This is a genomic window from Waltera acetigignens (genome assembly GCF_025567015.1).
Taxonomy (GTDB): Bacteria; Bacillota; Clostridia; order Lachnospirales; family Lachnospiraceae; genus Acetatifactor; species Acetatifactor acetigignens.
Genome location: NZ_JAOQJO010000001.1, coordinates 315,187 through 340,242 on the forward strand (window position 1 = coordinate 315,187; position 25,056 = coordinate 340,242).

Annotated in this window: 21 protein-coding genes; all 21 read left to right on the forward strand. The window is 49.2% G+C overall.

The genetic code is table 11. The features are described from left to right. Positions 1-9 precede the first annotated feature (9 nt). The gene (gene era / locus OCV96_RS01450; RefSeq protein WP_022313376.1) at positions 10-927 is read left to right on the forward strand and encodes a GTPase Era; all 918 of its coding nucleotides are present in this window, start codon (positions 10-12) and stop codon (positions 925-927) included. A gap of 68 nt (positions 928-995) precedes the next feature. Further along, positions 996-1,193, forward strand: a complete 198-nt coding sequence (locus OCV96_RS01455; RefSeq protein WP_262593300.1) for a hypothetical protein — start codon at positions 996-998, stop codon at positions 1,191-1,193. Further along, positions 1,172-1,822 carry a DNA repair protein RecO gene (recO, locus tag OCV96_RS01460; protein WP_022313378.1) on the forward strand — a complete coding sequence of 217 codons (651 nt, stop codon included), beginning with the start codon at positions 1,172-1,174 and terminating at the stop codon, positions 1,820-1,822. Before OCV96_RS01455 ends, recO begins: the two co-directional genes overlap by 22 nt. Before the next feature lie 38 nt (positions 1,823-1,860). Further along, the gene (locus OCV96_RS01465; protein WP_262593301.1) at positions 1,861-2,493 is read left to right on the forward strand and encodes a hypothetical protein; all 633 of its coding nucleotides are present in this window, start codon (positions 1,861-1,863) and stop codon (positions 2,491-2,493) included. 46 nt (positions 2,494-2,539) lie between these two features. Beyond that, positions 2,540-3,928 carry a glycine--tRNA ligase gene (locus OCV96_RS01470; protein WP_117464948.1) on the forward strand — a complete coding sequence of 463 codons (1,389 nt, stop codon included), beginning with the start codon at positions 2,540-2,542 and terminating at the stop codon, positions 3,926-3,928. 95 nt (positions 3,929-4,023) lie between these two features. After that, the gene (locus OCV96_RS01475; protein WP_262593303.1) at positions 4,024-7,113 is read left to right on the forward strand and encodes a tetratricopeptide repeat protein; all 3,090 of its coding nucleotides are present in this window, start codon (positions 4,024-4,026) and stop codon (positions 7,111-7,113) included. A 29-nt stretch (positions 7,114-7,142) separates the two neighbouring features. Further along, on the forward strand, positions 7,143-8,828 hold the full coding sequence (locus OCV96_RS01480; RefSeq protein ID WP_262593304.1) for an Hsp70 family protein: 1,686 nt from the start codon (positions 7,143-7,145) through the stop codon (positions 8,826-8,828). A gap of 97 nt (positions 8,829-8,925) precedes the next feature. Next, complete coding sequence (gene alaS, locus OCV96_RS01485; RefSeq protein WP_262593306.1) at positions 8,926-11,580, forward strand: alanine--tRNA ligase; 2,655 nt, start codon at positions 8,926-8,928, stop codon at positions 11,578-11,580. Further along, the gene (locus tag OCV96_RS01490) at positions 11,580-12,950 is read left to right on the forward strand and encodes a sodium-dependent transporter (protein ID WP_262593307.1); all 1,371 of its coding nucleotides are present in this window, start codon (positions 11,580-11,582) and stop codon (positions 12,948-12,950) included. Before alaS ends, OCV96_RS01490 begins: the two co-directional genes overlap by 1 nt. A gap of 345 nt (positions 12,951-13,295) precedes the next feature. Beyond that, the gene (gene rpsU, locus OCV96_RS01495) at positions 13,296-13,472 is read left to right on the forward strand and encodes a 30S ribosomal protein S21 (protein ID WP_016290398.1); all 177 of its coding nucleotides are present in this window, start codon (positions 13,296-13,298) and stop codon (positions 13,470-13,472) included. Between the two features lie 59 nt (positions 13,473-13,531). Beyond that, complete coding sequence (locus OCV96_RS01500) at positions 13,532-14,122, forward strand: putative ABC transporter permease (protein ID WP_262593309.1); 591 nt, start codon at positions 13,532-13,534, stop codon at positions 14,120-14,122. Between the two features lie 85 nt (positions 14,123-14,207). Then, positions 14,208-15,386 (forward strand): D-alanyl-D-alanine carboxypeptidase family protein, encoded by a 1,179-nt coding sequence (locus OCV96_RS01505; protein ID WP_227733070.1) that lies wholly within the window; start codon positions 14,208-14,210, stop codon positions 15,384-15,386. A gap of 55 nt (positions 15,387-15,441) precedes the next feature. Then, positions 15,442-16,344, forward strand: coding sequence for a metallophosphoesterase (locus tag OCV96_RS01510; protein WP_022313387.1), 903 nt, complete (start codon positions 15,442-15,444; stop codon positions 16,342-16,344). Positions 16,345-16,356: 12 nt separating this feature from the next. Next, positions 16,357-17,100: a segregation and condensation protein A gene (locus OCV96_RS01515; protein ID WP_022313388.1), complete on the forward strand. Its 744-nt coding sequence runs from the start codon at positions 16,357-16,359 to the stop codon at positions 17,098-17,100. A 19-nt stretch (positions 17,101-17,119) separates the two neighbouring features. Next, positions 17,120-17,689, forward strand: coding sequence for an SMC-Scp complex subunit ScpB (gene scpB, locus OCV96_RS01520; protein ID WP_022313389.1), 570 nt, complete (start codon positions 17,120-17,122; stop codon positions 17,687-17,689). A 68-nt stretch (positions 17,690-17,757) separates the two neighbouring features. Beyond that, positions 17,758-19,128, forward strand: coding sequence for a D-alanyl-D-alanine carboxypeptidase family protein (locus tag OCV96_RS01525; RefSeq protein ID WP_262593314.1), 1,371 nt, complete (start codon positions 17,758-17,760; stop codon positions 19,126-19,128). A 214-nt stretch (positions 19,129-19,342) separates the two neighbouring features. Next, a complete protein-coding gene (locus OCV96_RS01530; RefSeq protein WP_117464956.1) occupies positions 19,343-20,776 on the forward strand; it encodes an acyl-CoA carboxylase subunit beta in 1,434 nt (477 codons plus the stop codon). Positions 20,777-20,793: 17 nt separating this feature from the next. After that, positions 20,794-21,579: an OadG family protein gene (locus OCV96_RS01535; RefSeq protein WP_118537225.1), complete on the forward strand. Its 786-nt coding sequence runs from the start codon at positions 20,794-20,796 to the stop codon at positions 21,577-21,579. A 27-nt stretch (positions 21,580-21,606) separates the two neighbouring features. Then, a complete protein-coding gene (locus tag OCV96_RS01540; protein ID WP_022312114.1) occupies positions 21,607-21,978 on the forward strand; it encodes a biotin/lipoyl-containing protein in 372 nt (123 codons plus the stop codon). A gap of 40 nt (positions 21,979-22,018) precedes the next feature. Further along, positions 22,019-23,170 carry a sodium ion-translocating decarboxylase subunit beta gene (locus OCV96_RS01545; protein WP_117464958.1) on the forward strand — a complete coding sequence of 384 codons (1,152 nt, stop codon included), beginning with the start codon at positions 22,019-22,021 and terminating at the stop codon, positions 23,168-23,170. 90 nt (positions 23,171-23,260) lie between these two features. Beyond that, positions 23,261-24,688, forward strand: a complete 1,428-nt coding sequence (locus tag OCV96_RS01550) for an oxaloacetate decarboxylase subunit alpha (protein WP_117464959.1) — start codon at positions 23,261-23,263, stop codon at positions 24,686-24,688. Positions 24,689-25,056: the final 368 nt, after the last annotated feature.

Below are 25,056 nucleotides of genomic sequence, written 5' to 3' on the forward strand. Positions count from 1 at the left end.
GAAATAATAATGAACGAAAATCCGGCATACAAATCCGGCTTTGCCACACTGATCGGACGTCCCAACGTAGGAAAGTCCACACTGATGAACCGACTGATCGGACAGAAGATTGCCATTACATCCAACAAACCCCAGACCACCCGTAACCGTATCCAGACGGTGCTGACACTGGACGAGGGACAGATCGTATTTCTGGACACTCCCGGTATCCATAAGGCGAAAAACAAGCTGGGCGATTACATGGTCAATGTTGCGGAGCATACATTGAACGACGTGGATGTGATCCTGTGGCTGGTGGAGCCCACAAACTTTATCGGTGCCGGAGAACGTCATATTATTGAGCAGCTGAAGAAGACCAAGACTCCCGTGATTCTGGTGATCAACAAGACGGATACCGTGAAAAAGGAAGAGATCCTGGCGTTCATCGATACCTATCGCAAAGAACTGGATTTCCAGGAGATCGTTCCGGTGTCCGCACTGAAGGGAGACAACACGGATGTGCTGATCCAGTGTATTTTAAAATATCTGCCTTACGGCCCGGCATTTTATGATGAAGATACCATCACCGACCAGCCCATGCGTCAGATCGTGGCGGAGCTGATCCGTGAAAAGGCTCTGAGACTTTTGTCCGAAGAAATTCCTCATGGTATTGCCGTGACGGTGGAAAGCATGAAGGAGAGAGGCCGGATCTGTGACATCGAGGCCACGATCATCTGTGAGAGAGATTCCCACAAGGGTATCATTATCGGCAAAGGCGGACAAATGCTGAAAAAGATCGGCTCCCAGGCCCGCCCGGAGATCGAGGATATGCTGGAAATGAAGGTCAATCTGCAGCTTTGGGTGAAGGTGAAGAAGGACTGGAGAGACAGCGACATCTTATTGAAAAACTTCGGATATAATCCGAAAGACATTGAGATGGGCGAATAGAAAAACGAAATTTGCAGACCCTATTTTTACAGAGGATAATACACTGATAGAAGAGGGGGATGCGTAAGATGCAATTCACGAATTACTGGCAGCAATTTGAACATACCGGCAGAGTGGAGGATTACCTGAAATACCTGCAGAGCGCGGGAAAGGAGGAACTTTTGGCTGGTGCGGAATGTAAAAGCCCCCTGGTGGATTGCAGAGCGGAGGGGCGTACAGACCTGTCCGCAGGGGAGGATGGATCATGCAGGAATCCCTGTATGTAACGGGAATTGTATTAAAACAGACACCTTTCGGTGAATATGACAGGCGTGTATGCCTGCTTACCAGAGAAAAAGGGAAGATCACTGCTTTTGCCAGAGGGGCCAGAAAGCCCGGTAACCGGCTGGCTGCAGCGACCAACCCTTTTGCTTTTGGCTCTTTTCGCCTGTATGAAGGACGGAACTCTTATACGATATCGGAAGCAGAGATCCGAAACTATTTTCCGGAACTGATGACGGACTACGTGGGGGCATGCTACGGTATGTATTTCGCGGAAGTGGCGGATTTTTACTGCCGGGAGAACAACGATGAGAAAGAAATGATGAAACTGGTCTACCAGTCGCTGCGGGCTTTGTGTGCACCGGCACTTCCCAATGAACTGGTGCGCAGTATTTTTGAACTGAAGGCCATCGTTGTCAACGGAGAATATCCGGGAGTACCGGAGGAGCGCAAACTGGAAGAATCCACACGGTATGCACTGAATTACATAGCGGAGAGTTCTGTGGAAAAGTTATATACCTTTACCGTATCGGACAAGGTTCTTGCAGAACTTTCACAGATCGCGTCGGAATATCGGAAGCGTTTCATGGACAGGTCATTCAAAAGTCTTGAAATACTGAAAACTCTATGTTAAAATCGGTTATGGCTGATGCCAAAAAAGGAGACTCATTTATGAGGCAGAATAGAATAAAAAAGTTTCTTACGGCAGGATTGTCGGGGCTTTTGATACTGTCCCTCACAGGCTGCGGTCAGGCGGCAAAGCTTCCCGAGACTGTAGAGAATACCTCTCTGGTGGTGGAGAAGGACGGCAAAGTGACCTCTTATCTGGTGAATACTTTTGACAAAGACTTCTACAATCTGGACGGCCTTACACAGATGGTGGAGGAAGAGGCTGAGGAATTCAATGCCACACATGCAGAGGCTACAGAGAATCCCATGAATGTGAAAACGGTGCAGGCTTTGGGAGACGGAGCCATGGTGCAGGTGGTACAGGAGTTCGCCGATACAGACAGTTATGCCGAGTACAACGAACAGGACCTGTTCTACGGGACCAGAGTGGAAGCGCTGGCACAGGGGCTCACGGTGAATCGGGAACTTGTAAACGCAGCGGACGGCACTCCGGCGGATTCTGAGAAGCTGGACAAGGCGTTGGAAAAGAATCATCTGATCATTACAAATGCAAGCGCATATATATACTGTCCTTATCCGGTGCTATATATCAGCGAGGGTGTGGTCATGGGAGAGGATGGGTATGTGGATGCCTCCCAATCCGATGGTGTCGTTACGATACTGATGAAAAAATAGGCTTTACAGTAATACAAATATAGAGCAAGAAAGGTTTGGTACTGACATGGAAAAGACAATGGAGAAAATCGTAGCCCTGGCAAAAGCAAGAGGTTTTGTATATCCCGGTTCCGAGATCTACGGAGGACTGGCAAATACCTGGGATTACGGTAATCTTGGTGTAGAACTGAAGAATAATGTGAAAAAGGCATGGTGGCAGAAGTTCGTGCAGGAGAGCCCTTACAATGTAGGTGTGGACTGTGCGATCCTGATGAATCCCCAGACCTGGGTGGCCAGTGGACATCTGGGTGGTTTCTCCGATCCTCTGATGGACTGTAAGGAGTGTCATGAGCGTTTCCGTGCAGACAAACTGATTGAGGATTTCTGTGAGGAGAACGGCATTGCCATTGAAGGCAGTGTGGACGCATGGAGCCAGGAAGAAATGAAGAATTTCATCGAGGAGCACAATGTTCCCTGTCCTACCTGCGGCAAGCACAACTTCACCGACATCCGTCAGTTCAACCTGATGTTCAAGACCTTTCAGGGGGTTACCGAGGATGCCAAGAACACGGTTTATTTAAGACCCGAGACCGCACAGGGTATTTTTGTTAACTTCAAAAATGTACAGAGAACTTCCCGCAAGAAGATTCCCTTCGGTATCGGACAGATCGGTAAGTCCTTCCGTAACGAGATCACACCCGGCAATTTCACTTTCCGTACCAGAGAGTTTGAACAGATGGAGCTGGAGTTCTTCTGCGAGCCCGGCACCGATATGGAGTGGTTCCAGTACTGGAGAGGCTTCTGCCGTGACTGGCTGCTGTCTCTTGGCATCAAGGAAGACGAGATGAGACTTCGTGATCACTCTCCTGAGGAACTGTGCTTCTACAGTAAGGGAACCACCGATATTGAGTTCCTGTTCCCCTTCGGATGGGGCGAACTGTGGGGTATTGCGGACAGAACCGATTATGATCTGACCCAGCATGCCAATACCTCCGGCGAGGATATGACTTACTTCGATGATGAGAAGAAGGAAAAATACATCCCTTACGTTATTGAGCCTTCTCTTGGTGCAGACAGAGTGGTTCTGGCATTCCTGTGTGCAGCTTACGACGAGGAAGAGTTAGAGGGCGGCGATGTTCGTACTGTGCTTCATTTCCATCCCGCACTGGCACCGGTAAAGATTGGTGTGCTGCCTCTGTCCAAGAAACTGAACGAGGGTGCGGAGAAGATCTACGCAGAGCTTTCCAAGAAATACAACTGTGAATTTGATGACAGAGGAAACATTGGTAAGAGATATCGTCGTCAGGACGAGATCGGAACTCCTTTCTGCGTAACTTACGATTTTGATTCCGAGACAGATGGCTGCGTTACCGTACGTTTCCGTGATTCCATGGAGCAGGAGCGTGTTGCTATCAAAGATCTGGATGCTTACTTTGCAGATAAGTTTACATTCTAAGATCACTATTCAGGAGCAGAAAGATTTTTCTGCTCCTTTTCAATATCTTTTTCTATTGGTACGAAAACTTTGATACTTACAGTGGAGGGGACAGCGTGGAACCGATCGAAGTGTTTCAGATTCTGGGAATCGAACAGACAAAAGACGAAAGGGCACTGAAGAATGCCTATCGTGACAAGCTGACGGTAACGAATCCGGAGGATGATCCGGAAGGCTTCAAGCGACTGCGGATGGCTTATGAGGAGGCCTGCCGCTATGCCGGAACGCCGGATGCAGAAGAGAACGAGGAGGCGGAACCGACGCTGGAGGACGATACTCCGGCTGGACAGTGGGTACGTGGTGTTCGGAAGGTCTATGAGAATATTACGGACCGCTGTGATGTGGAAAAATGGAAAGCGCTTTTTGAGGCGGATGACTTTCTTTCTCTGGAGGAAGAGGAAAACTGCACCACTTATCTGCTTCGTTTTCTGATGGAACATTATAAGCTGCCGACCGCAATCTGGAAGCTTCTGGATGAGAAAATCCACATTGTACAGAATGCGGGGGCCTTCAGAGAGCGTTTTCCGGCACAGTTTGTAAGCTATATGGTACATAAGTGCGAATCCGGGGAAGAAGTGGATTTTTCCGAGTTCCGTGGTGCGGAAGATGCGGATTACGATCAGTTTCTGCAATATTATGACAGAGCTTATCAGGCGCTGCAGGAGAAAAAATTACAGGAAGCGGAGCAGATGATCGGATGTGGGGATGCTCTGGGGATTACCCACCCTGTTATGGAGATCTGCCGTGCGTCCCTCTATGAAGGAAAGGGACAGACCGCAGAAGCCATTACTTTGTTAAAGAAACTGTCTGCAAAATATCCGGAGGATGATCTGATCGCTTACAATACGGCGGAAATACTGTGGAGAAATGAAGGGCGCGTAGAAGCGTCTGCTATTTATGAGAGTCTTCGGGAGAAGCTGCCGAAACACTATATGGCGAACCTGCGTCTGACGGACTGGTATTATGAGCAGGGGAACTATAAAGAGGCAAAAAAATGTGCGGAAGAGATTCTTTCCGTAGGCGGAGACGACACATTTCTGGAGACACTGCAGAAGATCAACACCGAACTGGAACGGGAAATGAAACGGGAATATGCGCAGAACCATGATCCCGGTCTGGGACTGGATCTGGGCTGGTGTTATCTGCAGGATGGCAGGACCGATCTGGGAATCCGCACGGTCAGGGAGCTGGAAGCAAAAGTTTCTGCGGACAGGCGTGAGGAATATCTGGGACTTATGACAAAACTGCTGGCAGAAGCGGCAGAATATGAGAAGGCAATTTCCACGGCAGCCCAATGGGAAGAAAGCCTGGAGAAAAAGATCCTCCGGGATACGGATGCCGAAGAGGAGGAAAAAGACAGAGACCGGATCCGACAGTCACATATGATCCGGATGCAGTGCTATCGGGCTTATGGCTATGTACAGCCGGAAAAATTCGCCGAAGCCATTGCGGAAGCGGAAAAAGCCGAGACCGGAACACCGAAGGATATCGGTATGCTGATCGAAAAGGCACAGATCTATGTGGAGATGGAAGAGTATGAACGCTGTGCGGAGATATCCCAGAAACTGATCGGGGATTATCAGGTTTACGCTGCATATGCCAACGAACTGGAAGCGGCGAAGAGGCAGTGGAATGCAGCAGGGGTGATCCAGAACGGCAGAGCCTGTCTAAATTTTTTTCCAACCTATGTCAAGGCCTATGAAATGATGGCAAAGGTGTACATGGATCTGACACATCCGGAGGAACTGAAGGAATTGTTACAACAGGCGAAGGATAATAATGTCAAAAGTGTGATCCTGGATGCCTATGAATGGCAGCTGACCAATACGGGGCTTCCCCAGGAACAGATGAACGACGCCATAGATAAATTCCGGAAGGAATATCTGAGCAAACTGGAAGCGGGCAAGACCATATTTTACCGGAGAGGACTTCCGATCATTACGGAATATCTGTATGCCTACCCTTGTGAATTTTTACTGGTGGAGCGGGGAGATTTTCATAATGCGGCAGGCTGTCTGGAGGCGGCAAAAGCGGATTATGAAAAGGCGCTTTCCACGAACCCGGCCAATCCTTTTGCCTGGAAGGGACTGGCACGGATCCACAGATGCCGCGGCAAATACGATGAAGCCATGATCTGCCTGAGAAAATGTGTATTTTTCTATGAAAAGAGCGGAACACAGAATCATGCCTGGCCGGAACTGATTGCGGAACAGGCAGAAATTTATTTTTTGCTGGGTAATACGGAAATGGCGGAACAGTTTTACCGGAGATACCGTGAGATGACGGGAAGTGCCGGAGACCGGGACCGGAACCGTATGAGGGATTTCGCCAGATGTCTGGCCTGCAATGACAAGACTACGGAGGGATTAAAAGTTCTGGAGAAGGCATTCGTCAATGTACTGGATGCGGCAGGAGAAAAGCTGGATCTGTGTGTCTGGTGCGGGGAAAAGACGATCGCCGGAAATATTCTGACATCGTGGCCGGAGAAGATCGAACTGCTTGGGAAAAATACCGGGAATACCCAGGAGTATTTCGAAGATTACTTTTTCCATCTGGGATGGTATGGGCTGATCTGTGGTTCCGGAAAGGTGGCCATCGAGAATATGGATAAGGCACTGATCTTCAATAAGGAGGATCTCAGCAAAAAGGATGACATTGCGGACCTGATCCTGGCATGCATCCTGTACGGAGATAAGAAGAAAGGTGCTGACTATGCACAGGCGCTGAAAGCCTGCATGGAAAGAGAAGATAAAAGCGGCAAGGATGTGTATCTGAAATATCCGAAGCTTCGGATCGTACACGAATATCTGGCGGGATATTATACGGCCACCGATGAGGAACAGGATACGCTCCTGCAACTGGACAAAGACTGTTCCTTCTGCCATGGCTGTGTACATCCCGCCTGCGAGGAACTGGAGATGGTACGGATACTGCAGATGCTGAAAAAGGGCCGGGAGAAAGAAGCACTGGAGCGGCTGAAAGAGCAGATGCAGGAACATCCCGGAATGGGATTGCAGGCCATCTGGCACCGGTATCATTCGGAACAGGTGACGAAGGATACGGATCCTGCCGTAGCCGCTTTTCACAAGGAAAAGCCGCAGCCGGAGAAACGGGGATTCTGGCAGAGGCTGTTCGGGAAGAAGTAAAAAATTAAAATGAAGAGAGAAGAAAACATATGATAGTCGGAATCGATTTGGGAACCACCAACAGTCTGGTGGCAGTATTTACGGAGGAAGGACCTGTGATCATCCCCAACCGTCTGGGAAAACATCTGACCCCCTCTGTGGTCAGCGTGGATGAGAACGGCAATGTCTATGTGGGGGAGACGGCACAGGAACGCAGAAACCTCTATCCCGACAGTGTGGCGCAGGCATTTAAGCGCAGCATGGGAACGGATCGCACTTATGACCTGTCCGGCAAAAAGTTCCGCCCAGAAGAATTGTCCAGCATGATCCTGCGTTATCTGAAAGAAGATGCGGAAGCCTATCTGGGGGAAGAAGTCACAGAGGCCGTGATCAGTGTACCGGCCTATTTTGACGACAAGAGAAGAAAAGCCACCAAGCGGGCCGGAGAACTGGCCGGGCTGAAGGTGGAGCGTATGATCTCGGAGCCTACTGCAGCGGCGGTGGCCTACGGCCTGTACGAAAAAGAAAAAGACACCAGATTTCTGGTATTTGACCTGGGCGGCGGAACTTTTGATGTCTCCATTCTGGAGCTGTATCACAATATTCTGGAGGTGCGGGCGGTAGCCGGAGACAATTATCTTGGCGGTGAAGATTTCACGGAAGTGATGTCGAAGCTTTTTCTGCAAAAGACAGGACTGCATTATAAGGATCTGTCGGAGAAAGAACAGGTGCGTCTCTATAAAAAGGCAGAAGAAGCCAAGCGGGAAATCAGTGATCAGACTGCGGTGACCATGGAACTTATGCTGGGTGAAGAGAACAAAACGGCAGAGATCACCTTAAAAGAATATGAGGAAGAGTGCGAAGAACTGCTAATGAAGATCAGGGAACCGGTGAAGAAGAGTCTGGCGGATGCAGGACTGAAGCTGTCGGACATCGATGAGGTATTGCTGATCGGCGGAGCCACCAGACTGTCGGTGGTCAGGGATTTCCTGATCAGGCTGTTCCGCAAATTCCCGGATACAAGACTGAACCCGGACGAAGCCGTGGCACTGGGCGCGGCGATCCAGGCGGCCATGAAGGAACGCCGGGCGGAGGTAAAGGAAGTCATTCTGACGGATGTATGCTCCTTTACATTGGGAACGGAAGTCGTGGTGGAATACGAGGAAGGCAAATTTGAAGACGGCCGTTTCTGTCCCATCATTGAGCGCAACACCGTGATCCCCGCCAGTCATACGGAGCGGTTGTACACTGTCAGAGACAATCAGGACAAGGTGCGCGTCCGGGTACTGCAGGGAGAGAGCCGTTTCGCCAGAAATAATCTGTTTCTGGGAGAACTGAACATTGATGTTCCCAAGGGGCCCAGAGGCAGTGAAGCCGTGGATGTGACTTACACCTATGACATCAATTCCCTGCTGGAAGTGGAAGTCAAGGTGGTATCCACCGGACTGACCCAGAAAATGATCATCAAGGGACAGGACAACCAGATGACGGATGATGAGATCCAGAAGCGAATGGAAGAATTGTCCTACCTGAAGATCCAGCCCAGAGACCTGGAGGAGAACCGTCTGGTGCTTCTCAGAGCGGAGCGGATGTATGAGGAAGCACTGGGAGACCGGAGAAAAGAACTGGATCGTTATATCACTGTTTTCGAGGCTGCATTGAAAAAGGGCAAAAAAGAGGAGATCGAGGAGGCCAGAGAGGCATTGAACGAGATCCTGGAAGACGAGGATGAGTGATGTTTTATCCTTGACGCGGCGAAATGATAACATTATAATGTAGAAATGTAGGTTTATTTTCCGAAAGGTGTAATTTTTAGACAAGGAGACCGAGAGAATGAGACAATTCACTTCTGATGAGCTGAGAAAAGCTTGGAAACAATTTTATATAGACCGTGGCCATGTGGATGTGGGAGCAGTATCCCTGGTATCTGACGGATCCACCGGTGTTATGTTCAACGTAGCGGGCATGCAGCCTCTGATGCCTTATCTGCTGGGACAGAAGCACCCTCTGGGTACCAGACTCTGCAATGTGCAGGGCTGCGTTCGTACCAACGATATCGATTCCGTAGGTGACAAGAGCCATGTGACTTTCTTCGAGATGATGGGAAGCTGGAGCCTGGGAGATTATTTCAAGAAAGAGCGTTGCCAGTGGAGTTTCGAACTACTGACACAGGTATTCGGATTTGATGCCGACCATCTGGCTGCTACTGTATTTGCCGGTGACGAGAATGCACCCAGAGATGAGGAAGGCGCACACTACCGTATCGCTTCCGGTTTCAAGAAGGAGAATGTATATTATCTGCCTGCCGATGACAACTGGTGGGGACTGGAATACGGCCCCTGCGGTCCCGACAGTGAGATGTTCTATATTGCAGACAGACCGGACTGCGGACCGAACTGCGGACCCGGCTGTGACTGCGGTAAATACACGGAGCTGGGTAATGATGTATTTATGCAGTATGAGAAGCATCATGACGGTCATCTGACCCCCTTAAAGCAGAAGAACGTGGATACCGGTTGGGGTCTGGAGCGTATTCTGGCCTTTTTAAACGGTACCAGAGATGTATACCAGACAGACCTGTTTGCCCCGGTGATCGCTTACATTGAAGAGGCTTCCGGTGTGAAATACAATGCGGATGAAAAGCTGACCAGATCCATGCGTATTCTGGCAGACCATCTGCGTACCAGTGTAATGCTGATCGGTGACGAAGCAAAGCTGCTTCCTTCCAATACCGGTGCCGGTTATATTCTCCGTCGTCTGATCCGTCGTTCGGTAAGACACGGACGTACCCTGAATATGACTACAGAGCAGCTGCTGCACATTGCTGCCATGTACATTGATGAGATCTATGCAGAAAGTTATCCTCTGATGAAAAAGAACAGAGAGTTCATTCTGAGCGAACTGCAGAAGGAGATCGCACGTTTCGAGAGCACTCTGGAGAACGGCATGAAGGAGTTGCAGAAGATTCTGGAGCAGAAGAGAAGTGAAGGTAAAAAGGAGATCGACGGCAAGTCCGCATTCTACTTATATGATACCTTCGGATTCCCTCTGGAGCTGACTGTAGAGCTGGCACAGGAAGAGAATCTGACCGTAGATGAGGAAGGCTTTGCCGCTGCCATGGAAGAGCAGAAGCAGAAGGCAAGAGAAGGACAGAACTTCTCCCAGAAGCTTACCACTGCAGCAGGTGTATTCGATGGACTGGATGACAAGATCACCAGCAAATTTGTAGGTTATGATGCGCTGACCGCAGAAGGTAAAGTAGTAGGACTGGCATCCGAGACCGAACTGGTGAATATCTTAAATGAGGGAGAGACCGGTACCCTGATCACAGATGTTACCCCGTTCTATGCTACCATGGGCGGACAGAAGGGTGACTTTGGTGTGATCCGCACCGAAAACGGTACTTTTGAAGTGACCGAGACCGTGAAGATCGCAGACGGCCGCATCGGACATGTGGGTAAGGTCGTATCCGGAACAGTTACTGTGGGAGACAAGGCAGAGCTGGCAGTGGATACCGACAACAGAAAGAGCGTATGTAAGAACCATTCCGCAACCCATCTGTTACAGAAGGCACTGCAGATCGTACTGGGTGATCATGTAGAACAGCAGGGTTCTTACCAGGACGGCGCAAGAACCCGTTTTGACTTCAGCCACGGACAGGCTATGACTGCAGAAGAGATCGCTAAAGTAGAGGCTCTGGTCAACGAGAAGATCGCAGAGGATATTGCAGTTGTTACCGATATCATGAGCATCGAGGATGCGAAGAAGAGCGGAGCTATGGCTCTGTTCGGAGAAAAATACGGCGATACTGTCCGCGTGGTATCCATGGGAGACTTCTCGAAGGAACTGTGTGGTGGTACTCATGTAAAGCATACCGGTGAGATCGGTTACTTCAAGATCCTGTCCGAGAGCGGTGTCGCTGCCGGCGTCAGAAGAATCGAAGCACTGACCGGTGCCAACGTGATGGCATACTATCAGGCTATGGAAGAGAACTTCAATAAGGCAGCCGCAGCCGCAAAGGCAGCTCCGGCAGCTCTGACCGAGAAGATCCAGCATATGCAGGCAGAACTGAAGGCTCTGAATGCTGAGAACGAATCCCTGAAAGCCAAGATGGCACAGTCCGCACTGGGCAATGTCATGGATCAGGCAGTGGAAGTCAAGGGAACAAAGCTTCTGGCAACCAGCGTAGACGGTGTGGATATGAATGGCTTGCGAGACCTGGGCGACCAGCTCAAGGATAAGCTTGGCGAAGGCGTTGTCGTACTGCTCTCTGCACAGGATGGCAAGGTCAATATGATCGCCATGGCAACAGACGGTGCTGTAAAGGCCGGTGCCCATGCAGGCAACCTGATCAAGGGAATTGCCGCACTGGTTGGCGGTGGCGGCGGCGGACGTCCGAACATGGCGCAGGCTGGCGGTAAGAATCCCGCAGGTATTCCCGCAGCGATTGCGGAAGCGTCCAAAGTACTGGAGGGTCAGCTCGCATAATGGAACGAGAGAATCTGAAATCCCGTTTAGGCTTTATACTGCTGTCTGCCGGCTGTGCCATTGGTATCGGCAATGTATGGAAGTTCCCGTACATGGCCGGTCAGGGCGGCGGTGGCGCATTTGTATTGTTTTATCTGATCTTTCTGGTGCTCCTTGGTCTGCCGATTATGACCATGGAGTTCGCTGTGGGAAGAGCAAGTAAGAAAAGTCCCGTAAAGGCTTACCAGGCACTGGAGAAGCCGGGACAGAAGTGGCATATCCACGGGTATTTCACGCTGGCAGGCTGTTATCTGTTAATGATGTTCTATACTACCGTAGCAGGCTGGATGTTACACTATTTTTATATGACGGCTACCGGTAAACTTTCCGGTCTTTCCGCAGATGCGGTAGCGGATCAGTTTACCCGGATGCTGGCAGATCCAGGGGTCATGATGTTCTGGATGGTACTGGTGGTAGTCATCGGTGTCGTCATATGTGCCGGTGGCCTGCAGAACGGTCTGGAGCGTGTGACGAAAGTCATGATGATCGCACTGCTTGCCATCATGGTAGTACTTGCCATCAACAGCTTCTTCATGGCGGGAGCAAAGGAAGGTCTGAAGTTCTATCTGGTACCTGATTTTGGACGTATGCAGGAGGTTAGTGTGGTATCTACACTGGTAGGTGCCATGAATCAGGCATTCTTTACCTTAAGTCTTGGCATTGGTGCCATGGCGATCTTCGGAAGCTACATCGGCAAGGATCATTCCCTGATGGGTGAGTCCGTCAGAGTTGTGGTACTGGATACTTTCGTGGCAATTACCGCAGGACTGATCATTTTCCCCGCCTGCTTTACCTATGGGGTGGATCAGACTTCCGGGCCCAGCCTGATCTTTATTACTTTGCCGAATATTTTCGCAAATATGCCTTACGGCCGCCTGTGGGGAAGCCTGTTCTTCCTGTTCATGGCGTTCGCAGCTCTGTCTACAGTACTGGCGGTATTTGAAAATATCATCTGCTGTGGTATGGAACTGACCGGTGCCAGCCGTAAGAAATCTTCCATGGTGAACCTGTTCCTGATCATCGTACTGTCCGTACCTTGCGTACTGGGCTACAATGTATGGAGCTGGGACGGCTTCTCCATCTTCGGCGGAGCAGTACTGGATTTCGAAGATTTCCTGGTAAGTAATCTGTTCCTGCCGTTAGGATCTCTGGTATATCTGTTGTTCTGTGTGACCAGATACGGCTGGGGATGGGAGAACTATAAGGCAGAAGTAAATACCGGCAAAGGCTTAAAAGTCCACGACTGGATGCGCGGTTATCTGACCTATGGACTGCCCCTGATCGTGATCTTTATTTTCCTGTTTGGAATTTATGATAAGTTTTTTAAATAAGACTATAATATGATGTCGGAATCACCCCCCCCCGACTTTGATGCCTACGGATTGTTCCGTGCTACGCACTCCCACAATCCTACCCTCTATTCGCATATCGTGGGATTATCATCCCACTTTTATGCTCATATCGGGGCGGGTCATAAGGTCTTTCACCCACTTATGAGCAAGCTCATATGGGCTTAGACCTTTGACCCTGGCATCATAATATAATAAAAAATTAAAAAAGTAGTTGACGAATGTATTTTTTATGCTATAATATCAAATGTGTGTAGAACAACTGCGCATTAGAATAACCCAGTCAGTCATGTTACTTGAAGGGACTGAAGGGAGGTCGGGTGTAAGATGTCAAACGTAATCGTAAAAGAGAACGAGACTTTAGATAGCGCTTTACGTCGTTTCAAGAGAAGCTGCGCTAAGGCTGGTATCCAGCAGGAGATTCGTAAGAGAGAGCATTACGAGAAGCCTAGCGTAAAACGTAAGAAGAAGTCTGAAGCAGCAAGAAAACGTAAATATAACTAATGCAAAACAACAGTCCTCGGCGTAATCACCGGGGACTTTGTACTTATGAGGGAAACAAAATGTGGAATTATGAAATACTGGGAACAGATATCTATCATCTGTTAGCAGCGTTTGTATTGTACAGTATTCTTGGCTGGGCATTGGAATCTACCTATATGTCTTTCTGCAATCACAAGCTGACCAACCGTGGCTTTGGCAAAGGCCCCTTTTGCCCGATCTACGGTTTCGGCGGAGTGCTGGGATATCTGATTTTAAGTCCCCTGCGCGGGAAACTGGTAAAGCTGTATTTTCTTGGAGCCATTCTGGCCACCACTTTTGAATATCTGGTGGGAATCGGTATGATCCGTTTCCTCGGAGAGCTCTGGTGGGATTATAATAACAAGCCCTTCAATTACCGTGGTATCATCTGCCTGGAAAGTACTGTTGCCTGGGGCTTTTATGCAATAGGAATCGTACAGTTCGTTCACGATGCCATGTATCACATTATTGACAGAGTACAGATCCAGGTGGGCATCCGTTTGATTCAGGTAATTCTGGCGATTGTAGCTGTGGATTATGTGGTCCAGCTGATCAAAGTATTTCACATCGATGTGCGTGGCAAGGGGGAAGCCCTGAAGGAACGCTGTCAGGCACTGATCACCAGACTGTAGTGTTCCGGACGGTTGGATTACAGGTATATACAAGGCCATACGACCATATCTTTTAGAAGAAAGGATAAGGGAGTGTGGCTTTTTTATGCAAAAAAACAGGAAAAGGATTTTCACATGGATCTTACTTTTTACGGTCAGCATACAGGTATTCTGGTGGGACGGGATCAGTGTATCTGCGGAGCCGGCGGCAATCGAAGCTCCCAGTGCCGTGCTTCTGGAGAGCTCTACCGGGAAAGTGATCTTTGAACAGAATGCCAGAGAGCGCAGAAGTCCCGCCAGTATTACCAAGATCATGACATTGCTATTGACATTCGAGGCATTGGATCAGGGGAAGATAAAACTGGAGGATCCGGTGACCGTCAGTGCTTACGCCAGTTCCATGGGAGGCTCCCAGGTATTCCTGGCAGAGAACGAGGTACAGACCTTGGAGACCATGATCAAATGTATTGCTGTAGCTTCTGGCAACGATGCCAGTGTGGCGGTGGCAGAATACATAGCGGGGAGTGAAGAGGCTTTCGTGGATCAGATGAATCAAAAGGCGGCAGAACTGGGAATGGTGGATACACATTTCGAGGATTGTTGCGGACTGACGGATTCCGACGGACACTATACGACAGCCATGGATGTGGCCATTATGTCCAGAGAGCTTACGGTGAAATATCCCCAGGTCTTTGAGTATACCGGTATCTGGATGGAAGACATCACCCATGAGACCAGACAGGGCAGCTCTACATTTACCCTGAACAGTACCAACAAGCTGTTGAAACAGTACCAGTGGGCTACGGGACTGAAGACCGGATCCACCTCCAAGGCTAAATTCTGCCTGTCAGCCACTGCCACGAAGGATGGTATTGACCTGATTGCCGTGGTCATGGGAGCCCCGGACTACAAGGCACGTTTTAAGGATGCTCAGACACTGTTAAGCTACGGTTTCAATGTCAGTGACCTGTATCTGGATGAGAATACGGATGCATTGGAGGACCTTCGGATAGAAGGTGGCGTGGAAGATACTGTACCTGTCAGATACCAGAGCGAATTCCGGTATCTGGATACGGAAGGCAATTCGCTGGACGGAGTGAAGAAAACCATAGAGTTACCGGAGGAGGCACAGGCACCTGTCGCAAAGGGGGCAGAGGCAGGCAGAGCGGTCTATCTGTTGAACGGAGTGGAGATCGGAAGCGTTCCGATCCTGTATGAAAATGATGTGGCGAAAGCGGTATACAAGGACTACCTCTTTAAAATAATGGAATTTTATCTTTTGTAAGCCCGAAAAATATGTTATACTATAGAACATATTGGCAATTAACTGGAAATAGACCATGGGGGCAAAGAATTTGGATGTGGTGATTACCGTGATCGCAGTGATCCTGGTGGTTCTTGTATGGATAATGCTGTACGACAGCAATCGTTTTGTGGTACGGCATTATTTCCTGCGGGATCAGAGAATCAAAAAGCCTGTTAAGGCAGTGGTTCTGGCGGATCTGCACAATAAGAGATACGGAAAAGAAAATGAGCGCCTGCTGCAGGCCATTGATGAGATAAGGCCGGACATGATCCTGATCGCCGGAGATATTCTGACGGCAAAGCCGAAGGCAAGTCTGGAGACGGCGGTGGACCTGCTTACGAAGCTTGCCGGGAAATATCCGATCTACTATGGCAACGGCAATCATGAACACCGTTTGAAACTGTACCCGGAGAACTACGGAGATATGGCGGAGCGGTACGAGGAGGCCCTGCAGAAGATCGGAATCCGGAGGCTGGTGAATGAACATACCGTTCTGGAAGAATCCGGGATCTGCATTTACGGATCGGAGATCGACAAGCTGTATTACAAGCGCTTCGGGATCCAACCCATGGATCCGGAGTATCTGAAAAGTCTGTTGGGACAACCTTCCGCAGAAAAGTATACGATCCTGATCGCCCACAATCCGGATTATTTTCCGAAATACGCGGACTGGGGAGCAGATCTGGTGCTGGCCGGCCATGTCCACGGCGGTATGGTGAGAGTCCCCATCTGGGGAAAAGGCGTGGTGTCTCCCAATGTGAGACTTTTTCCAAAATATGATGGCGGAGAGTTCACACTGGGGAAAACCAGAATGCTGCTCAGCAGAGGACTGGGAATGCATACGATTCCAATCCGGCTGTTCAATCCTGGAGAGGTCCTGGAAGTGGATCTGCTGCCGGGGGGAGAAGAGGCCGGTGGGAGTGATGAGGGGAAATAGGAGTTTTATTACATGGCAATATCTGTAAAACTGGAAGCATTTGAAGGTCCTCTGGATCTGTTGCTTCATTTGATCGAGAAAAACAAAATAGACATCTATGATATTCCTATTGTGGAGATCACGGCCCAGTATCTGGATTACATCAGGCAGATGCAACGGGAAGATATGAACGTCATGAGTGAATTCCTGGTAATGGCGGCAACACTGATCGATATCAAGTGCAAAATGCTGCTGCCCAAGGAAGTGAACGAGGACGGCGAGGAAGAGGATCCCAGAGCGGAGCTGGTACAGAAGCTGTTGGAATACAAGATGTACAAATATATGTCCTTCGAACTCAGAGACCGGCAGGTGGATGCTGCCAGAAATATGTACAGAGAACAGAGACTTCCGAAGGAAGTGGAAGCCTACAGACAGCCCATCGATTACGAAGAGCTGATCGGCGATATGAACTTGAACAAGCTTCATGAAATATTCAAATCTATTGTGAAGAAACAGGAGGACAAGATCGACCCTGTCCGCAGCCAGTATGGCAATATCGAAAAGGACGAGGTGGATATGGACATCAAGATGCTGTATGTGGAAGCTTATGCCAGAGAACATAAGACCTTCAGTTTCCGAAAGCTTCTGGAGAAGCAGAACAGCAAAATGGAGGTCATCGTTACTTTCCTGATCATTCTGGAGCTGATGAAGACCGGCAAGATCAACATCAGTCAGGAAAATATATTCGATGATATTATGATTACATCTAACGTTTAAGATACAGTGAGGTCGGAACATGGAACGCAGTAAAGCAGAAGCAGTAATAGAAGCCATCCTTTTTACCATGGGGGATTCCGTGGAGATCAGCAGACTTGCGGAAGTGATCGAAGAGGATGTGAAGACCACAAAATCCATTTTAAAAGATATGGCGGCGAGGTATGAGGAAGAGAACCGTGGCATCGGACTGACACAGTTTGACAATTCGGTACAGCTGTGTACCAAGTCGGATATGTATGAATACCTGATCAAGATCGCCAAGACTCCCCGAAAGATGACATTGACGGATACGGTTCTGGAGACCCTGTCCATCATTGCCTATAAGCAGCCGGTAACAAGACTGGAGATCGAGAGAGTCAGAGGGGTCAGCTGCGATCATGCCATCAATAAGCTGTTGGAATACGATCTGATCACGGAGTTAGGGCGGCTGGATGCTCCCGGAAGACCTCTGCTGTTCGGCACAACGGAACAGTTCCTTCGCTGCTTTGGTGTGAAGAGCCTGGAGGAACTGCCGGAACTGAACCCGGTGCAGGTGGAGGAATTCAAACAGCAGGCGGAGCAGGAAGTACAGCTCACATTAAACATATAATAGAATAGGACAAAGAATCAGCCTCATAATAATCATAGTAATAAGGGACTCTTTTGGGAGTGATGATTATGCGAGGCTTTTTTTGTGCCCTTTTCGCCGGAATTCTGTGTCTGGAAAGTATAGGCGGATTCTGTCGGCAGGGGTATGTCAGCGAGGGAATCCGGGAACAGGCTACGCACCTTTTTAATGAAACAGCGGAAAAGGAAGCCGGGCAGCTGCAGGAGGATTTACACCTGTATGCACAGGCTGCGGTGCTTCTGGATGCCGACTCCGGGCGGGTACTATATGGAAAAAATGAAGAGACTCCCATGGCAATGGCCAGCACCACCAAGATCATGACCTGCATTCTGGTGCTGGAAAATGCAAAGGTGGAGGAAGAGGTCAGTATTTCCGCCTATGCAGCCACTATGCCCAAGGTAAAGCTCTATGTGAAAAAGGGGGAGCATTATACGGTAAGAGAACTGCTGTTTTCCCTGATGCTGGAAAGCCATAATGATGCTGCTGCGGCACTGGCGGAAGATATCGGCGGAAAGCTTCTGGGTGAGACGAAAGAGGCTTCGGAGCATACTACAGAAGAGAGTAAGGCAGCATTACATAGATTTGCACAGGCGATGAATGAAAAGGCGGTGGAGATCGGCTGCGAGGATACCTGGTTTATCACTCCCAACGGGTTGGATGCCACAGAGACATTGACATTACCTGACGGGAGTATTCTGGAAAAGGAGCACCATACCACAGCAAAGGATCTGGCCTGTATTTTACGGTACTGTATCAGAGAGTCTTCCCAGAGAGATCTGTTCCGGGAGATCACCCGGACACAGGAGTATTGTTTCACGGAAAACGGACGCTCCTTTCAGTGCCACAACCACAATGCCTTTTTGCAGATGATGGACGGAGCTTTTACCGGCAAGACCGGATTTACGAACAAGGCGGGGTACTGCTATGTGGGAGCACTGGAACGGGATGGAAAATGTATGATTGTGGCACTTCTGGCCTGTGGGTGGCCGAATCATAAGACCTATAAATGGAGTGACAGCAGAGAGTTGTTTGGATATGGACTGGAAAATTTTGTTTACCGGAAGTTCGGAGAGGAAGAATTTTCCGGACGGGAACAGTACCTTATGCCGATCCCGGTGACGGAGGCACAGGATGAGGAATTGACAGGAGAAGTGCAGCTGGCGGTGGAACTGGATCCGGAGGCGGAAGGAGCGGAAGGCCTGCTTATGCGCGCAGACGAGAAAGTGGAGATTCTCTACCGGAAAGAGAAAGAACTGAAGGCACCGGTAAAGGAAGGAACGACGGTGGGAGAAATCTGTTATCTGGTGGATGGCGAAATCTGGCGCAGGGAGCGGCTGTATGCTGCTTGGACAGTGGAGGCCGTGAATCTTTCCTGGTGCGGCAGACAGATCCTGAAACGTTTTCTTGTAGCATTCCCGTAGGGATTGCAGAAAAATGGAATGGAAAAAATGACGGGGAAATTGTTCAAAATGAGGTACAATATATAAAAAATGTAAAAATCTGCAATTCGTTCTTTGCGAGTTGCAGATTTTATGTTATACTACAAACTGTTAATCATGGGGGCATTTGTGCTTCTATATTAATAAACGTTTTCTATTATATTTTATTATATTATCAACGGAGGGCTGAAAACATATGAGTACTACTTCAAAAGCGAGTCAAAGAATAGCAGCTTTACTCGATGACAACAGTTTCGTTGAAATCGGCGGACTTGTAACCGCAAGAGCTACGGATTTCAATCTGAAACCCAATGAAACTCCTTCTGACGGTTGTATTACCGGCTACGGAGTGATCAATGGTAATCTTGTATATGTATATAGCCAGGACGCTTCCGTACTGAACGGAACCATCGGCGAGATGCATGCAAAGAAGATCACCAATCTCTACGATCTGGCTATGAAGACCGGAGCACCTGTGATCGGACTGATCGAATCTGCAGGTTTAAGACTGCAGGAAGCAACCGATGCACTGGCTGCATTTGGTGAGATCTATTTAAAGCAGACCATGGCTTCCGGCGTGATCCCTCAGATCACTGCTGTATTCGGAACCTGTGGCGGTGGCTTAGGACTGTTCCCTACCATGACCGATTTCACTTTCATGGAAGAGAAGAATGCCAAGCTGTTCGTAAATGCTCCTAACGCTCTGGACGGTAATGTGATCACCAAGTGTGATTCTTCTTCCGCTAAATTCCAGGCAGAAGAGAGCGGTATTGTTGACGTAGTAGCTGACGAAGCAACCATTCTGGAGAAGGTAAGAGAGCTGGTAAGCTTCCTGCCTGCCAACAACGAGGATGATGCAAGCTTCTTAGAGGATTGCACTGATGATCTGAACCGTGTAAATCCTGAGATCGCAGGTTGCGTCGGCGACACATCCGTTGCTCTGTCTATTCTGGCAGATGACAACAACTTCTTCGAGGTGAAGGCCGGATATGCTAAGAACATGGTAACCGGTTTCTTACGTCTGGATGGCGTTACCGTTGGTGCGGTAGCTAACCGTTCCGAGATCTGCGACGAAGAAGGCAAGGTAGCAGAGAAGCTGGATGCAGTTCTGACTGCAGAGGGCTGTGAGAAGGCTGCTGAGTTCGTAAATTTCTGTGATGCTTTCGGCATTCCTGTACTGACCCTGACCAATGTAAAGGGTTACGAAGCAACTCTGGCTTCCGAGAAGGCTATCGCAAAGGCTGCTGCAAAGCTGACCTACGCATTTGCCAACGCTACCGTTCCCAAGGTGAACGTTGTGATCGGCAAGGCTCTGGGAACCGCTTATGTGGTAATGAACTCCAAGGCAATCGGTGCAGATATCACCATGGCATGGCCGGATGCACAGATTGGTGCTATGGACGGCAAACTGGCTGCCAAGATCATGTATGATGGCCAGGGTGCTGATGTGATTAATGAAAAGGCTGCTGAGTACGAAGCACTTACTCTGAATGTAACCAGCGCAGCCAAGAGAGGATATGTGGACCAGATCGTAAATGCTGCTGATACCAGAAAATATGTGATCGGCGCATTCGAGATGCTATTCACCAAGAGTGAAGACCGTCCTGCCAAGAAACACGGAACTGTATAAGAAAGGGTGATTGTAAAATGAAGAAATTTTTAAGCTTAGTATGTATGATTACCTGCATCTTTGGTTTGACCGCGTGCGGCAGTGAGGAGACCTATACGGATTATGAGCAGCGCAAGATGGACACTGCAATCCAGATAGCTACCCAGTATGTGATTCCTTCTCTGGAGAATTTTGAAGACGAAGCTGCACTGGAGAGCTTCTCTGAGTATACCGCTGATGAAGTGGCATATATGGTACAGGAAAATGTAGGTATCACCGTTGATGGTTATGCATACAAAACTGCTATCGAGTCCTTCAACTCCGCTAAAAAGTCCATTGGCGGCATTACCGCAGTCGGTGATGCAGAAGCTGCCATCGATGATGATCAGATCATTGTACATGTAGATGTGACCGGTGCCAAACAGAATGCACAGGCAGAAGTGATCTTCACCAACGATATGTTCCTGAGCATGGAGTCTGCAGCGCTGAACCCCGTGGAGTCCATGGGTGGCCTGATGACCAAAGCTGCACTGAACACTCTGATCGGTATGGGAACTGTATTCGTAATGCTGATCATGATCTCACTGATCATTTCCCTGTTCAACTTCATTCCGAAGATCCAGGCTGCATTCAGCAAGAAGGATAAGGAGGAAGAAGCAAAGAACGCAGGTATTGATAAGGCTGTAACTCAGATCGTTGCACAGGAAGAGCCCGAGGCAGATGACACTGAGCTGGTCGCTGTTATTGCAGCTGCGATCGCAGCAAGCGAAGGTGCGGCAAGCACTGACGGATTTGTAGTTCGTTCTATCCGCAAAGTAAGATAATCGTAAAAACGTTAGGAGGATATTAAAATGAAAAATTATACCATTACCGTAAATGGCAACGTATATGATGTAGTAGTAGAAGAGGGCGCATCTACCGGAGCACCCGTAGCAGCAAAGGCTCCCGCAGCTCCCAAGGCAGCACCCAAGGCTCCCGCAGCAGCTCCCAAGGCAAGCGGCGCAGCAGGCAGCATCAAGGTTGAGGCCGGTGCAGCTGGTAAAATCTTCAAGTTAGAGGCAAGTGTTGGACAGGCTGTTAAGAAGGGTGATGCTGTCATCATTCTGGAAGCTATGAAGATGGAGATCCCTGTAGTAGCTCCCGAAGACGGCACTGTAGCAAGCATTGACGTTGCAGTTGGTGATACTGTTGAGGCTGGTGCAGTTCTGGCAACTCTGAACTAGGCATTTTACATCAGCTCTATAAACAACAGGAGGTCATCAAATGGAATATATAGCTAGTACGCTTAACAACCTGATTCATCAGACAGCGTTTTTTAACCTGACCTGGGGAAACTATGTCATGATTCTGGTTGCATGCTTTTTCCTTTATTTAGCTATCCGTCATGAGTTCGAGCCTTTGCTCTTACTCCCGATAGCGTTCGGTATGCTGTTGGTAAACATTTATCCCGATATCATGCTGCACCCTGAAAATGCAGCAAACGGTGCCGGCGGCTTACTGTATTATTTCTACAAGCTGGATGAACTGGCAATCCTGCCTTCCCTGATCTTCATGGGTGTAGGTGCCATGACAGACTTTGGTCCTCTGATTGCGAACCCCAAGAGCTTCCTTCTGGGAGCTGCTGCGCAGTTTGGTATCTTCGCAGCATACTTCGGAGCAATCTGGCTGGGATTCAACGACAAGGCAGCTGCAGCAATCTCCATCATCGGTGGTGCTGACGGCCCTACCTCCATCTTCCTTGCTGGTAAGCTGGGACAGACGGCGATCCTGGGACCTATCGCAGTGGCAGCATATTCCTATATGTCACTGGTTCCCATTATCCAGCCCCCTATTATGAAGCTTCTCACTACTGAGAAAGAGAGAAAGATCAAGATGGGTCAGCTTCGTCCCGTATCCAAGCTGGAGAAGATCCTGTTCCCCATCGTTGTTACCATCGTTGTATGTCTGATCCTTCCCACCACAGCTCCTCTGGTAGGTATGCTGATGCTGGGTAACCTGTTCCGTGAGTCCGGTGTTGTTCGTCAGCTGACTGAGACAGCATCCAATGCTCTGATGTACATCGTAGTTATTCTGCTGGGTACTTCCGTAGGTGCTACCACCAGCGCAGAAGCATTCCTGAATGCAGATACCTTGAAGATCGTAGCTCTGGGTCTGATCGCATTCATGTTCGGTACCGCCGCAGGTGTTCTGTTTGGTAAACTGATGTGTGTATTTTCCGGTGGCAAGATCAATCCTTTGATCGGTTCCGCAGGTGTATCCGCAGTTCCTATGGCAGCACGTGTATCCCAGAAGGTTGGTGCAGAATCCGATCCTACCAACTTCCTGCTCATGCATGCTATGGGTCCTAACGTAGCAGGCGTTATCGGTACTGCCGTAGCAGCCGGTACATTCATGGCTATCTTCGGTGTATTTTAAAGCGATGCACGATGAAATAAGTCCGAAGGACTTATGAATGGCATCGCGTCATACTAACTATAGAAAATATTATTATGGAGGATATTCGTAATGTCAGAAATTGAAAAGAAACCGATTAAGATTACGGAAACTGTTTTACGTGATGCACATCAGTCTCTGATCGCTACCAGAATGCCGACCGAATTCATGCTTCCCATCGTTGACAAGATGGATAAAGTTGGTTATCATTCCGTAGAGTGCTGGGGAGGTGCTACCTTTGATGCATCCCTTCGTTTCCTGAAGGAAGATCCCTGGGACAGACTGAGAAAGCTGCGTGACGGCTTCAAAAACACCAAGTTACAGATGCTGTTCCGTGGACAGAATATTCTGGGTTACAGACCTTATGCAGATGACGTGGTAGATTACTTCGTACAGAAGTCCATCTCCAACGGTATTGATATCATTCGTATTTTCGACTGTCTGAACGACCTGCGCAACTTACAGGAAGCGGTAAATGCTACCAACAAGTTCAAGGCACAGGAAGGCAGAGGTGAAGCACAGGTTGCTCTGGCTTACACTCTGGGTGATGCTTACACTCTGGAGTACTGGACCAGCATGGCCAAGAAGATCGAAGAGATGGGTGCAGATTCCATCTGTATCAAGGATATGGCCGGTCTGTTAGTACCTTACAAGGCTGCTGAACTGATCAAGGCGATGAAGGAAGTTACCAAGCTTCCCATCCAGTTGCATACTCACTATACTTCCGGTGTTGCAAGCATGACCTACCTGAAGGCAGTAGAGGCCGGTGTTGATGTGATCGATACCGCTATGAGCCCCTTCGCTATGGGTACTTCACAGCCTGCTACCGAGGTTATGGTTGAGACCTTCAAGGGAACCCCTTACGATACCGGTCTGGATCAGAACCTGTTAGCTGAGATCGCTGACTACTTCAGACCTTACAGAGATGAGTGCCTGGCTAACGGCCTGCTGAATCCCAAGGTTATGGGTGTTGATATCAAGACTCTGCTGTATCAGGTACCCGGCGGTATGCTTTCCAACATGGTTAGCCAGCTGAAGGAGCAGAATGCAGAAGACAGATACTACGATGTGCTGAAGGAGATCCCCAAGGTTCGTAAGGATCTGGGTGAGCCCCCTCTGGTTACCCCTTCTTCTCAGATCGTTGGTACTCAGGCAGTCTTCAACGTACTGCTTGGTGAGCGTTACAAGATGGCTACCAAGGAGACCAAGGCAGTTCTTCGTGGTGAGTACGGTCAGACCGTTAAGCCCATGAGCCAGGAAGTTATCGACAAGGTTATCCCCGGTGAGGAGAGAATTACCTGCCGTTACGCTGATCTGCTCGACAATGAGATGGATAAGCTGGAAGGCGAAATGAAGGAATGGAAACAGCAGGATGAGGACGTTCTGAGCTACGCTCTGTTCCCTCAGGTTGCTACCGACTTCTTCAAGTATCGTCAGGCACAGCAGGAAAAGGTTGATATGACCCAGGCTGACACCAAGAACGGTGCATACCCTGTCTAAATAATTCGTCAATAAAAAGGTCGCACGACTGCTCGCAGTCAGTGCGGCTTTTTTATTAGACGAACAAAACCACATGAGCAAGTAGGGCGATAGCCCGGATTGCGAATGTGGTTGCGGCTTCGAGAGCGCGAGGCGCGGAGAAGCCGTTATTTAGACATGTCCCCGGTCGAACCGGGGCGATAGCCCGGATTGCGAATGTGGTTGCGGCTTCGAGAGCGCGAAGCGCGGAGAAGCCGTTATTTAGACATGTCCCCGGTCGAACCGGGGCAATAGCCCGGATTGCGAATGTGGTTGCGGCTTCGAGAGTTCGAAGCGCGTAGAAGCCGTTATTTAGACATGCCCTTGGTCAGCCCCCAGTCAGCCCGATA

Coding starts and splice junctions, on each gene's coding strand:
- era (WP_022313376.1), top strand. CDS start 10: ATGAACGAAAATCCGGCATACAAATCCGGCTTTGCCACACTGATCGGA.
- OCV96_RS01455 (WP_262593300.1), top strand. CDS start 996: ATGCAATTCACGAATTACTGGCAGCAATTTGAACATACCGGCAGAGTG.
- recO (WP_022313378.1), top strand. CDS start 1,172: ATGCAGGAATCCCTGTATGTAACGGGAATTGTATTAAAACAGACACCT.
- OCV96_RS01465 (WP_262593301.1), top strand. CDS start 1,861: ATGAGGCAGAATAGAATAAAAAAGTTTCTTACGGCAGGATTGTCGGGG.
- OCV96_RS01470 (WP_117464948.1), top strand. CDS start 2,540: ATGGAAAAGACAATGGAGAAAATCGTAGCCCTGGCAAAAGCAAGAGGT.
- OCV96_RS01480 (WP_262593304.1), top strand. CDS start 7,143: ATGATAGTCGGAATCGATTTGGGAACCACCAACAGTCTGGTGGCAGTA.
- alaS (WP_262593306.1), top strand. CDS start 8,926: ATGAGACAATTCACTTCTGATGAGCTGAGAAAAGCTTGGAAACAATTT.
- OCV96_RS01490 (WP_262593307.1), top strand. CDS start 11,580: ATGGAACGAGAGAATCTGAAATCCCGTTTAGGCTTTATACTGCTGTCT.
- rpsU (WP_016290398.1), top strand. CDS start 13,296: ATGTCAAACGTAATCGTAAAAGAGAACGAGACTTTAGATAGCGCTTTA.
- OCV96_RS01500 (WP_262593309.1), top strand. CDS start 13,532: ATGTGGAATTATGAAATACTGGGAACAGATATCTATCATCTGTTAGCA.
- OCV96_RS01505 (WP_227733070.1), top strand. CDS start 14,208: ATGCAAAAAAACAGGAAAAGGATTTTCACATGGATCTTACTTTTTACG.
- OCV96_RS01510 (WP_022313387.1), top strand. CDS start 15,442: ATGGGGGCAAAGAATTTGGATGTGGTGATTACCGTGATCGCAGTGATC.
- OCV96_RS01515 (WP_022313388.1), top strand. CDS start 16,357: ATGGCAATATCTGTAAAACTGGAAGCATTTGAAGGTCCTCTGGATCTG.
- scpB (WP_022313389.1), top strand. CDS start 17,120: ATGGAACGCAGTAAAGCAGAAGCAGTAATAGAAGCCATCCTTTTTACC.
- OCV96_RS01525 (WP_262593314.1), top strand. CDS start 17,758: ATGCGAGGCTTTTTTTGTGCCCTTTTCGCCGGAATTCTGTGTCTGGAA.
- OCV96_RS01530 (WP_117464956.1), top strand. CDS start 19,343: ATGAGTACTACTTCAAAAGCGAGTCAAAGAATAGCAGCTTTACTCGAT.
- OCV96_RS01535 (WP_118537225.1), top strand. CDS start 20,794: ATGAAGAAATTTTTAAGCTTAGTATGTATGATTACCTGCATCTTTGGT.
- OCV96_RS01540 (WP_022312114.1), top strand. CDS start 21,607: ATGAAAAATTATACCATTACCGTAAATGGCAACGTATATGATGTAGTA.
- OCV96_RS01545 (WP_117464958.1), top strand. CDS start 22,019: ATGGAATATATAGCTAGTACGCTTAACAACCTGATTCATCAGACAGCG.
- OCV96_RS01550 (WP_117464959.1), top strand. CDS start 23,261: ATGTCAGAAATTGAAAAGAAACCGATTAAGATTACGGAAACTGTTTTA.